Source organism: Chryseobacterium metallicongregator (genome assembly GCF_031324065.1).
Lineage (GTDB): Bacteria > Bacteroidota > Bacteroidia > Flavobacteriales > Weeksellaceae > Chryseobacterium > Chryseobacterium metallicongregator.
The window spans coordinates 183,639-196,697 of record NZ_JAVIXS010000003.1; the positions used below are offsets into that span (position 1 = coordinate 183,639).

Consider the following 13,059-nt stretch of genomic DNA (forward strand, 5'->3'; position numbering starts at 1 on the left):
AATTTTATGGACATGGTGTTGCTGTAATTGAGCCTGAACTATCTTTTGTCACATTATATACAGTTCCGTTAGACTCTACACGCTGAAGGACTATTTTGTTATCAAGTCCCATATTTGTCAATGTATCAAAAAACAATTTTTCTAATCCTTTTTCATTCAAATCGCCTGCTGAATTAATATAAGTACTCCCGTTTAAACTGGTATTGGTTAATTCGCTTTCTTTAGTTTGATAGTCATTCTTAAACTGTGCCATTTGTGCAGGTGAATATACAAAATTTCCTAATTCTGTTCCTGTACCTGCATAACGTATCACATAATGTATTTCTTTTTTTCCACCAGGGCAAGTATTGCACCATTCTGCTGCTATCATTCCAAAATACGCATTTCCCACACCATCATTTACACTTTGTGCTGCTGCAAATCCAAATAAGGTATCTACAATGTCATAAGGCGAAAGTATGTGTATTCCCGATGCTGTATGATTGTGGTATCCTCCATAGCCATCTGTTGTATCATTGAATTTAACCTGATGAGATAAATTGACATCGGCTGGAACGACTGTTCCATCTTTTTTCTCTTTAAAACCTATTTCTCCTGTTTTTGGATTAATGAGAGTTTGCTGTGCCTGTGCTTTTACATTGGAAATGCCTTGTTGAATACTAGATTTGTTTAGTGTTGTTTTTGTTCTCTCACAAGGAGTATCCAAAAACTGATTATAAAATTGTTCCCAGGTTGCATTTGGATTATTTGCGAAAAATTGTTGAGCAAAATTTAGCTTTGATTCAAATTCTTTCCATATAGTAATTGTGTTTGGTCCTAAATTTCCCAAACTTTTAAAATATCTAATACTCCAATGTAGCAATTGTGTGTTATTCTGATTTAAATTATTATAGAAATAAGAAAGTAATTGACCACCTATGTATTGATTGTTTTGGATATAAGTGTACTCATCTGCTGAAAGCTCTGCAAAACCACTTTCATTCAACATATAATTGAAACTATCTTGTATTGACATTTCGCTAGATGTAGTGCTGCCACCGCTGTCACCGCCGCCATCATACATTCCCATGTTGGGAAAACCTTTTGGAGGCTGTCCTCCGCTTGGACAAATCTCTGTAATTTCCACAACATAATAAGGCTTTTCACTTGCGACACATTGTGCGTACTGAGATGGAGAATGATTATCACCATTACAATTTACCTCTATAAGCCTAATGCTTAATGAGCAATCCATCTTATTCGCAGATGTTTTTGTTCCTGTTACTTTGTCGGGAAGTGGTGTGCCATTAGAAAGTTCTTTGACTCCCATTGGTCTATCGTCCATAGTTGTATATTCAACCGTACCCGTGAAATTATCAATCTGATAGTTTTTTGTTAAGTCTGCAGGTTTGTATTTTGCTATAAAACCTATGCTTTTGTTTTCATTATCAGTACTATATACTAAAACGTCCGAAGACCTGTCTAAATGTCTGACTACAGTACTGTAAGAGGTAACATTATTTTGTGTAATTACTGTTACAGTTGCTTCATCAGATAGCGAAGATAAAAAATCTTCACTTTTACCGTAAGTGTGTGAAGGGTTGTTTTTTATCTCAGTAAGATAATTTTTGAAAGCTAAAGCTTCTTTTAGTTTAATAGTTTTCCTGAAATCTGATTGAAAAGTATTGGTTTCAGTATCATTTGAAAGTTCAGTTCTACAGCCGAACATGAGGAGGGTTAATGCCAAAAGCATTAAAAGATTAAGTTTTTTCATCAAAAAGTATTTTTTTTAAAGTTACTAATTTATTGATTGTTTGTGTTGTAAATAATTTCTGAAACAAATTTATATCTGCAAGGCAGACAAAACCTGTCGTATAATATTTTATTGTGTGGTTGAAGTCTTTTTTTCTCTTTAAATTTTCCCGATTAGTGTGTTTAATTTGAGTTTGAAATCAAGGATTCTGTATGTTTTCTGCGGATTTGAATGTGCTATGATTCTTTGCCCATCGGCATTTATGGTTACTAATAGATTGGTATTTATAATTGAATTGTATTCTGTCAATCAGAAGACAATATAAAATGTTTGGGAACAAATTCAGGAATAAAAACAAAAAAGAGAAAATGTAATTATTTAGAAATAAATAAGTTACATTTTCTCTTTAGTTTTAAAAGTGGAGTTGGAGGGATTCAGACTTGTGTTAATGATTAAATTTTATTCAATCTTAATCAATTTTTATAAATATTAAATAATTGATAATCAGGTATTATTTTATTTTTTGGATGAATGGTATTTAATAAAGTTGAATGATATTGACAAATTGTTGTCTAAATGTTGTCTAATTTATTTTGATATGATAAATTTGTGTTAAACAATTTGTCATGGCTAAAGTTCAATTCTTAATTCAAGGAAAAAGCTCTAACAATCCAATTTACCTTCGATTCTCATTAGGGAGAAAGTTTGATGCTAAACGCAAAACAGGATTTGTGTGTGACGTTAAATGTTGGAGTACTACAACGGGTTTTCCTAAACCTGTAGATCCGGCACATAAAAATTTGAAGAGCAATCTGCAAAAGCTCGAGGTTTTCATTTTAGAACAATACAATCAGGATTTTGCAAGTGGCGTTTCAATTAATCACGAGTGGCTGGAGAATAAGATTGCTGTTTTCACTGGAAGAGTTGATCCAGACCAAAAAGATTACTTGGTAACCTACGGAGAATATTATGTAGAACAATTGCCTTATATGATATCTACAAAAGGTAAGAAAGGGGTGAGTGATAGGTCAATAAAAAAATATCGAACTATTGTAAATAAATTGATTGAATTTCAGAAGTATAAGAAAAAAGCATTTCTTTTAAAAGATGTTGACTTAAATTTTGGTAAGGACTTTATAAGATTTTTAATTGATACCGGAGCGACCAATGAAAATACAGCAGGAAGATATATCAAATTTGTCAAAACGATTATTTTGGATGCTCGAAAGAATGGTCATGAAGTAAGTCATCAAATTGATAATGTAAGAGGATTTACAGTTTCTACTCCCATAAATCCACTATCATTTAATGAAATCAACAAAATAAAGAATAAGGAATTTTCAGAAGAAAAATATAAGATAACACGAGATTGGTTTATTATTGGGTGTTATGTTGGACAAAGAGCTTCTGACTTATTTAGGATGACCACCAAGATGATACAAACGGTTGGTAATTTTGATTTTATAGTGATTACACAAGAAAAGACCAAAAAGTTAGTTCAGATTCCAATTCATCAAGAGGTCAGAAATATTCTTAATAAGTACAATGGTGAATTTCCTCCTTTATTCTCACAAAATATTGAAACAAATACAACTCTTTTTAATAGATATATTAAAAAAGTTTGTGAAAAAGCTGGGATTGATGAACTCGTGGAAGGTAATTTGTTCAATAAAGAAACAAAGAAAGGAGAGAGGGGTATTTATCCTAAATGGAAATTGGTATCATCACACGACTGTAGGAGAAGTTTTGCAACGAATTTCTACGCCAAAAAAGAATTTCCAACACCTTTATTAATGAATATTACGGCTCATTCTTCAGAAAAACAATTCCTTGATTATATCGGACAGAAATCAATTGACCAATCAATGCAGCTTGCAGAAATTTGGAGTAAACTGGAGGAGGATAATAAAAAAGAGGGTAAATTAGTATTGTTGAAAACAGGTTCTGATAATCAATGAATATAGAAATCAAAATAATAGAAGATACTCAAAAACTTCTTTCAGAAGATAGGATTACCCAATCTGATGTAGATGAAATATTTGATAAACTTGATAAGCTGTTGTTTTCCGAGACTTATGACAGTAAAAAATTTGGTGTTTTATTAAATACGAAAATTGTTGACAAATTATTCAATGAAGTTACTGGGCTAGAAAATGAAATTTCAAAATTGGGAAACAGTAGATCGAATCTAGAGAAAAAGCAAAACCTTATAGCAAAGGAAAATATTTTAAATAATCTAATGATAAAGCTTTTCACAAGTTATTCTGATTATTTGAATAAGAGTGAAGCATATAAGGTTTTTGCGAATACTTATTTACAAAGGGTAGAAGACCTTTGTCAAAATCTCTTGAATAGAAATGTCAACGAAGAGTATCCATTTCCAGAATATTACGATAAAAGTAATGCTAATAGGATAATCACCGAAATTGAGGAATACTATAAGAAAATTTTTCTTAATCCAGAAAATACAGTATTCGTAAAAACTAGGCTAACTAAACTTTCTGATTCTTTAAAAATAAAAATAGTAAATGTTGAAAATGAAATTGGTATTTGGAAACAAAGAAAGGATAAATACCAGAAAAAGTTGCTTTCTTTTTCAAGCGAGCAATCTGAAGAAAAAGATAGAACTTTTGATTTATACGATTGTGAAATGTCTGGAGTAATAAATTTGCTTCATTATAAAAATGACATAGTAAATTTATACAACCATATAGTAGATGAGTATCCGTTTATCAATTCGAAACCAATAACGATTTCAGATATTACTGTTTTCGGAAACTCTAACCTAGACATAATAAAATATATGTATTCAGAATATTCTGATTTCATTGATGAAACAGTTACTGATGAAAGTAATTTTGTTCAAACCTTTATGGATTTACCAATTACTCATAAAATTAACCTCATCAATGGAAGTTTACCTGACTATGCCTATTTTATTAAAAGTCTGAAGCCTTTCTTTATTTCTAAATATAAAGATGAATCGGGAGTTTATAATCAATGGTGGTCAGATAGATTTTTGTTCTCTGGAAAGGAAAAAACTAAGCGAGATATTAGCAATATGATTTCAGCTTTAGATAAAGGAAGAGGAGCATCAAAAAAGAGTGCGACAAAAAATATTGTTGATTTTCTAAGTTCATCCTACCATCGTCCTACATAAATTCAATTTTATTTATTTAATTGATTGATAATCAGCATTATTAAATAACGTTCAGTGGAGCGTTATTTTTTTTGTCCTACATATCCTACTCTAAAATTGTAACCATAAAACAATCAAAATATAACATTATGGAAACAATTAAAAGTAATGGATTGGCAAATCCTGCAAAAAATGTTACCGGAATAATTAGAAAATTAATATTTGGAACAAGTTTAAAAAATCAGACTCAACAACCTCAGTTCCAAAAAGAACTATTGACGAGAGAAGAAACAGCAACATTCTTTGATGTCGATTTGAGTACACTTCATAACTGGAAGAAAAAAGGAGTTTTGCTACCTGTTGGAATTGGTGGTCGGGTTTATTACCGAATGACTGATATAGAAAATGCTTTAGTTCAACTTAAATAATTAGAATCATGAAAAACATTAAAAATTTACCAAATCAATTTATTGGAATAGGAGAAGTAAAAGATTCTGTATTTACTAAGATCAAAGAATCCGACAAGGCTTTCATCTTTGAAGTTAATAATGGTTGTTCCAAAAATCATTACGAAGTTTTTAGGAGAAAAGCTAAAACTAATTCGGTTTGTTACTGTTACCCCACATCAAAAGCATTTGGATATTGGGCTTGGTGTCCATCAACTTTAGAAAAGGCTTTGGAAATCTTTGAAGAACTTAACAATAGTTTAAAATGAAGCCTTTTGCAGTTTTAATACCGGAAGGGATTGATATCGAAGAAATAGTAAATGTCAATCCTTCTCTTTTTGAAGAGGATTATGTAAAATATTTGTTCTCTACAATCATAACCAAACAGGGTTTAATGATTGAAAATAAAGAAATTGATAGCGATATAGAAAATAAAAAAAATCAAAAGAAAGATTCAACAGGAATATATATTAAAATCGAGGCATTGTTTCAAGGTGGGAATTATAACAAACATAACCTGCTTTGCGAGTATTTGATTCGTAATAATATCACTATCAAAAGAAGTCGAACAACCCAGCGTGAAGTCAGTATTTTTGAAAGGAAAAAGTACAGAAGAGGTGAAAATTCATTTCTTTATCGGTTGGGTTGGTTTTTTAGAAACCGTAGACTAAAGGTATCTTACATTACAGATTATAAAATGATAAAGACAATTAAACAAAATCAATCAAGATGTGACTCGGAATTAAAAAGAGGGAAATACAAATTTTTAAATAAATTTTTTGATGAGCAAAGTCTAAAGATTGATTTAGAAGGAGCAATTCTGAAATGTGAAGAAAGATATACTGTTCATAAGGATTACAGTAAGTATATCAAGGAGTTCACTCAGATTGTCAATATTCATAATGGTGTTTTCCGATTAATTTTTAAAAAAGATTCGGTCGGTAGGGTGTATACTAATTTAACTCAATTGAATAAAGAATATAGGAAGTTTTTAACTTACAATGATAAAACACTTGTAGAAGTAGATTTGTCTAATTCAGTAATATTCTTTTTAGGGTTAATGTTAAATAAAGGTACTATTGATGGATTCATAGATATATTTAACAACAAAACTAATAGTTTAATAAATGAGAATAGTATTTCTACCCTACATATGTTTTCAAAATCCATTGAAACCCTTAGTAGTAAAGAGATTGATTTGGTACGGCAACTAAGTAAAAGTGGTAGATTTTATAATTCGTTTGTTACGGATTTTGAAAAGCTATTTTCGTTTGATAAGATGAAGTTTTTCTATAAAAATGAGAATGACGATGAATATGTAGGAACAGGAAAGCAAAAGAAAAGAATTAGTAAAAAGCAAATCTTAGCAATGCTTTTTGCCAGACCAACACAATATTCAGATATTCAGGAAGTTTTTAAAATTCAATTTCCGGAATTGTTGAAAGTAATCAATGAGTTTAAGGACAGAGTTGGTTATAAAAAGCTCTCATATTTACTTTTTCAGATTGAAGCTTTTTTTATTTTAAACGTTGCTGCAAGAAACTTTAACAAACAATACTGGAGAAAAGCACCTGTTTTTACCCTGCATGATTGCTTAATTACCACCTCAGATTATTCGTGTGAGTTACAAGATCATTTGAATAAAAATCTGAATGTAATTCTTGGTTGTGCACCGAAAACAGAAGTAAAAAACTGGTGTTAAATAATAAGAAGATATTGGTTATTCTTAATTTTTATATTTCATCTAATATGTGACATAATGATTGTTTTTTTCTAATATTCTTAACGAATATTCTTTTTTATGACATAATGGCTAATAATTCGGAATTTTCACTAATTTTTAAAATTAGGTCAAATTGTTGATAATCATGTTATTAAAAATATTAATATGAGATTAAAATTACCTAGATTACAAAAAGAAGAAAAAATTGGAAGTGCAGCAAAAAAGAATATTATAATCCACTTGATTTTAGAGGAGATTGAGAAAGATTTTGAATTAGCTTCCTTTCAGAGAGGAAAAATAGTTTTAAAAGACTCTGATGATATTGAATATTATGTAACAACAAATAAAAATGATATTCCAGAAAATCATGATTTCGTTTTACTTTCAAAAAGTTTTCTCAAAACTGATGCAGAGAATGGAAATATTATATTTGAGAAATGGTTGAAGCATCCACGTGATGTGGAATATTTACCAAGTGCCATTACTGATTCTTGGAAAGATACATTTACTTTTAAAGAAGAAGATGTAGAAAATAATACTATTGGTCTACGGAAACCACAAATAGGTGCTATTCATTCAATTTTAGGACATTTGACAAATGCAAATGAAATTGCGACAGTTGTTTTACCAACAGGTACTGGTAAAACGGAAACTATGTTATCTGTGTTAATTGCCAATAGATGTAATAAACTGTTAGTGACTGTACCTTCAGATGCGCTAAGAGGGCAATTGGCAGGTAAATTTTATGATTTAGGATGGCTAAAAAAACCTGATGCTTATGGAAAATCTATTGTGTCTTTTGATGCTAAATATCCCAAGGTAGGAATATTAAATACAGGGTTTGGAAACGAAGATGAATTAAAAAACTTTCTTGATAAATGTAATGTTGTCGTCTCTACAATGAATTTATTGACTTCTATGTCTATACAGCAAACAAATGTTTTAACTGAAGAATTTTCACATCTGTTTGTTGATGAAGCACATCATTCAAAAGCGAAAAGCTGGGATAAATTTATAAAGTCTTTCGATAAAAAGAAAGTGGTGTTATATACTGCAACTCCATATAGAAATGACGGACAGTTACTGGATGGAAAGATTATATACAATTTTGCACTTAAGGAAGCTCAAGAGCAAGGATATTTTAAAGAAATTGATTTTATTCCAATTAGAGAATATGACCAAAAAAGTGCAGATTTAAAAATAGCTGAAGTAGCTGTAAATAAACTGAGAGAAGATATTGCAAATGGATATGAACATATCTTAATGGCGAGATGTGAAGATAAAACTCGGGCTGATGAGGTTTTTGAACTTTATTCAGAATATACAGACTTAAATCCAATAAAAATATATTCCGATTTAAAAGGACAATCTGATATCAAACAAGCAATTATAAACAAACAACATAGAATTATTGTTTGTGTGGATATGTTAGGAGAGGGTTTTGATTTACCAGAATTAAAGGTAGCAGCATTTCATGATGTAAGAAAAAGTTTACCCATTACTTTACAGTTTGCAGGGAGATTTACACGTACTAATCGAGACAACAATTTAGGTAAAGCAAGCTTTATCGCAAATCTTTATCAGCCAAGTTTGAGTGATGAATTGAGTTTGTTGTACGTTAAGGAGTCAAATTGGAACTCGATATTGCCATCTTTAAGTTTACAAGCTACTCAAGAGCAGATAGACTTGCAAGAATTTTTATCTGGGTTCAATCATTTAGATCAATCAATCATACCTTTTCAAGATATTCGTCCTGCATTCAGCTCGGTGGTTTACAAAAATCAGACTAATGATTGGCATCCAATGAATTTTAAGAATGGAATAAAAGGATATGAAAACTATGATTATAAATTCCACGATTTGAACAGGGAAAGAAAAACTTTACTTGTTTTTTTAGGTAATAAAAAAGCTGTTGATTGGGGGAGTTTTAAGGATGTCTACAATATTGAGTGGGATATTTACATTGTTTATTGGGAGCAAAGAAATAACTTGTTGTTTATACATTCCTCTGATAAGGGAAGTCAATACAAAGAATTGGCTAATGCAATTATTGGAGAGGGTGCTCTATTGATAAAAGATGAAAATGTCTTCAGAACATTTCACAACATCGATAGAGTTAAGCTTTTCAATCTGGGATTAAGAAAAGGGTTAGGTAAAGATATTACTTTCCAGTCCTATTACGGAAAAGGTGTGCAAGAAGGTCTTTCATTGGCGGAGGAACAATCGGGTATTAATAATAATGTTTTTGGAGTAGGATTTGAAGATGGTGATATGACTTCGATAGGCTGTTCAAGAAAAGGAAGAATCTGGTCTTATTCTCGAGGAACAATTAACCAGTTTTTAGATTGGTGTGATGAAATTGGGACTAAGCTTGTGGACAACAATATTGATCCAAATAATATCTTATTTAGAAATGCTATAAAACCAAATAAATTATCTGTGAGACCTAATGCTTATCCTATTTCTGTAGATTGGCATCATGAAATATACAAGTCAATTGAAGATAAGGTTATTTTCAGTATTAATGGAAATGAGTTTGATTTATCAGGCGTAGAACTGAATACTCATAATCCGGATAATGAGAATTTGCTGTCTTTCTCTTTAGATACAGAAACAGAAAAAATCACATTTCAATTAAATCTAAGTGAAACGATGGTTAATGGGGGTAGAATTTTCGGTTTTGACATTGTTAAAACTTCTACTACTGATGCAAATGTGAAAATGGGTTCAAAAAATTATACGGTTGTTGAGTTCTTTAATGAATTTCCACCAAAACTATGGTTTCATGATGGATCTTTTTTACAAGGAAATGATTATGTGAAATTTAATGAAGAAGTTCTTAACTATCCTGCGGAGGATATAGAAGTTTGGGATTGGACAGGTGTAAATCTGAATGATGAGTCGGAAGGATTTACTGATTTAAATAATGAATCAATTCAATATTTTTGTATTGAAAAATTAATGCAAGAAGATTATGATTTAATTTATAATGATGACAATCGTGGGGAAATTGCTGATATCGTCGCTGTGAAGAATACAGAAGATGCAATTATCATAGATTTGTATCATTTAAAATTTGCTACTAGAGGGGTGGTTTCTACCGAGATTAAAAATTTATATGAGGTTTGTGGTCAAGCCCAGAAATCTTTAATTTGGAAATATAAAGAAAATGCAGAATTTTTCAATCATCTAATCAAAAGAGAATATAAAAAGCAGAGAAATGGACAAACTCGGATTAGAAAAGGAGATATAGAATTACTGGAAAAATTACTTTTTGAAGCCAAATGGAATAAAGAATTAAAATTCAACATTAGCATTGTTCAGCCTGGTTTTTCTAGGGAGACAGTGACTCAATCAATTCTAAATCTATTAGGGGTTACCTCAAATCATTTGAAAAAAGAAGGTGGTATTGACTTAAGGGTAATATCGAGTTAAATTTGATTTGTAAAATTACATTTTATAAATTTGTGAAAATTGAATTATGGTGAGATAGATAATTTATTTAAAATATACATATAGGAGCGTAAACTCTGTTATTCTGTAAGAAAATCGGCAAAATTTTAACAGCAGGAATAACAAGTCTTTATGCACCGTCCGCTTGGACGTGTGTTAGTAAAACTTGTTTGCTGTGGCTTTGCCGAGCCTTCTTACAACAATGTTTGAACCCACACGTCTTCTTATTTTTAACCTTTCATTAAGTGGGTCGATGAAGAAAAAATATTAATATATGTTCTTCGGCACAAACACCACAAAAAGAATCAAAACAGTTTTTGACCTGTATGGCATTGATTCTTATTCACTAACAGGAAAGTTTTCACTTTCTCTTCTAAAACTTTCAGCTATTGTAATTCCTGTCATCTTTGCTTATTCAAGATTTGAAGAATTTGGATTATGGAATAGTCTCAAACTTATTGGTTGGTTTCTACTAGCTCACTTCATTTATGAGAATTTTGTTGTGAATTTTATTGCTGGAATTTTAATAAGAAAAAAACAAGAAAAAACTCCTTAATCAATTGCTGAATTGGAGTTTTTTATAAAAATCAATAACCTCAAAAAATTACAATCATGAGAACCTTTTTTATTACATTTTTTTCCTTTTTATTTATATCTATCAATATAAATGCTCAAAAAAAGAAAAAGAAATCCATGGCTTTACATCCTGAGCGTCTATCAATCGGGATGACGAGAAAAGATGTTATCATTGCAATGGGAGAACATATTCCTTTTAAAATTATTGGTGCTAAAACCTATCCAAACGGAACTGTTGAGGTTGGTGAATATTCTGATAGAAAGCTAGTGTTTGGGAGAGGAATTGTTGAGGAACAATATTATTTATATTTCTTAAATGACTTCCTTGTTCAATGGGGAAGACCTCAAGATTGGCAACGAGAAGCAGATAGAATCTATGAGATTAAGATAAGGTAATGTTAGTATGCAGAGTAACCATGTTGAATGCTATTTGGTAATTGTGGACTAATTGATACCAAAAATAAAATATACGGTTCAAAAAGGGTGTTAAAAAGATTCCTAGAAATTTTCAGATCTAAATTTTAATTGATTCGGATTATTATTTTCATGAGTAATTAATATTGTACCTTTAACATCTAATCATCAAACAGTAGCATTATGAAATATGATGCATTTATATGTCATGCAGGTGAAGACAAAAATGATTTCGTAAGACCTCTTGCACAACTTTTACAACAGCAGCATCTTGAAATTTGGTATGATGAATTTTCGTTAAATATTGGTGATAGTTTAACACAAAAGATAGATGAAGGATTAGCTAATTCTAGATTTGCGATTGTCGTTCTAAGCCCTAGTTTTTTTAATAAGCCATGGGCTATTCGAGAACTGAATGGTTTCAGTTTTAGGGAAATGCTTAAAAATGAAAATATTATTTTACCTATTTTACACAGAGTCGATATAGAAGAGGTCGCTAGATATTCACTACCATTGGCAGATAAGAAGGCTACATCATCTAAAGATGGGATAAATATTGTAATTCGAGAATTAGTAAAAAAGATTCGACCTCAAGAAAGTCCGTTATTAATAGCGAAGGAATATTTAAAAAACTTAAATGTAGATACTCCTGTTATATCTGATGAATGGTGGCTTGATATTATTGAGTATAAAGAATTTTTAAAATTTCCGGATTTAAACTTTCATAAAAAATGGATTTTTCCACTTCCTCATAATGATGATTATGGTAGGAATAGAGGACATAATATTGCTTCAACAGTTTTGCAAATGGATTGGTCATTTGAAGGTGAAGAAATGAACATATCTCCTATAACACACCCATCAATAGTTCACGAGTATATCAGAAAATGGGCAGGATTATATGATTGTGCAAGGCAAAATCCTGAAATATTGGCACTTTATGTACCACAACTAACAATCCGAGGTTTTGACACCGGTTTTGAAGATTTGTTTGATGAGTTATTAGAACCCAATAATGAAAAAGCTAATAACTTATTCTCTTATGGAGATTTGGAAACAATATTGGGAGAAAAACCTTTGTGTGGAAATGTAATAGCATTTCGTCATGATACTTTCGGGAATTATACAAAAAGAGAACTAGCAAAGCTATATTTTTCAGCACATGATACAACTTATTCCAGATCTTCTATAGATTTGTTTGAAGGATTAGTCTGGCTTTTAAGTGATGATTCTAAATGGTTACCTGAACAACATCATTCTTTGTTGTTAGAAGGACTTGTAAAAAGTACTTTCTGGTTTAATGATCTATCCCATAAAGAAGCTGAAAAGTTTACGGATTTAGTTTTTCAAGCAGGAGATACTCATGATTACACAATGACAGAAGAAGTAATTGATGAAATATACAATTTAGTTGTAGAAATTAAGGATAGGCTAAATATTCGAGATAGTGCAAAACAAATTCTCAAAAGATTCATAGAGGTAAATCTGATTAAAAACTATTACGAATTTAAAAGACGATCAGATGAATTCATAAGCAGGATTAGTACCTTGAAGAAAAAATCATAATACTTTAGTA

General features: G+C 30.6%; 10 protein-coding genes. 9 read left to right on the forward strand and 1 reads right to left on the reverse strand.

The features are described from left to right. Nucleotides 1-4: 4 nt before the first annotated feature. A complete protein-coding gene (locus tag REB14_RS05055; protein WP_309521661.1) occupies nt 5-1,753 on the reverse strand; it encodes a hypothetical protein in 1,749 nt (582 codons plus the stop codon). A 605-nt stretch (nt 1,754-2,358) separates the two neighbouring features. Here REB14_RS05055 and REB14_RS05060 point away from each other — a divergent pair. The 9 genes from REB14_RS05060 to REB14_RS05100 all read left to right on the forward strand — a co-directional run bounded on the left by REB14_RS05060 (nt 2,359) and on the right by REB14_RS05100 (nt 13,049). Continuing rightward, nucleotides 2,359-3,690 carry a phage integrase SAM-like domain-containing protein gene (locus REB14_RS05060; protein ID WP_309521662.1) on the forward strand — a complete coding sequence of 444 codons (1,332 nt, stop codon included), beginning with the start codon at nt 2,359-2,361 and terminating at the stop codon, nt 3,688-3,690. Then, nucleotides 3,687-4,892, forward strand: coding sequence for a hypothetical protein (locus REB14_RS05065; protein ID WP_309521663.1), 1,206 nt, complete (start codon nt 3,687-3,689; stop codon nt 4,890-4,892). Before REB14_RS05060 ends, REB14_RS05065 begins: the two co-directional genes overlap by 4 nt. Before the next feature lie 128 nt (nt 4,893-5,020). Continuing rightward, a complete protein-coding gene (locus REB14_RS05070) occupies nt 5,021-5,299 on the forward strand; it encodes a helix-turn-helix domain-containing protein (RefSeq protein ID WP_309521664.1) in 279 nt (92 codons plus the stop codon). 8 nt (nt 5,300-5,307) lie between these two features. Further along, on the forward strand, nt 5,308-5,586 hold the full coding sequence (locus tag REB14_RS05075; protein WP_309521665.1) for a hypothetical protein: 279 nt from the start codon (nt 5,308-5,310) through the stop codon (nt 5,584-5,586). Next, the gene (locus REB14_RS05080) at nt 5,583-7,019 is read left to right on the forward strand and encodes a hypothetical protein (RefSeq protein ID WP_309521666.1); all 1,437 of its coding nucleotides are present in this window, start codon (nt 5,583-5,585) and stop codon (nt 7,017-7,019) included. Before REB14_RS05075 ends, REB14_RS05080 begins: the two co-directional genes overlap by 4 nt. 186 nt (nt 7,020-7,205) lie before the next feature. Next, complete coding sequence (locus REB14_RS05085; RefSeq protein WP_309521667.1) at nt 7,206-10,475, forward strand: DEAD/DEAH box helicase; 3,270 nt, start codon at nt 7,206-7,208, stop codon at nt 10,473-10,475. 292 nt (nt 10,476-10,767) lie between these two features. After that, on the forward strand, nt 10,768-11,049 hold the full coding sequence (locus REB14_RS05090) for a hypothetical protein (protein WP_047098589.1): 282 nt from the start codon (nt 10,768-10,770) through the stop codon (nt 11,047-11,049). A 56-nt stretch (nt 11,050-11,105) separates the two neighbouring features. Further along, a complete protein-coding gene (locus tag REB14_RS05095) occupies nt 11,106-11,465 on the forward strand; it encodes a hypothetical protein (RefSeq protein ID WP_309521668.1) in 360 nt (119 codons plus the stop codon). Between the two features lie 201 nt (nt 11,466-11,666). Then, entirely contained in the window at nt 11,667-13,049 is a 1,383-nt protein-coding gene (locus tag REB14_RS05100) for a TIR domain-containing protein (protein ID WP_309521669.1), read from the forward strand. Nucleotides 13,050-13,059: the final 10 nt, after the last annotated feature.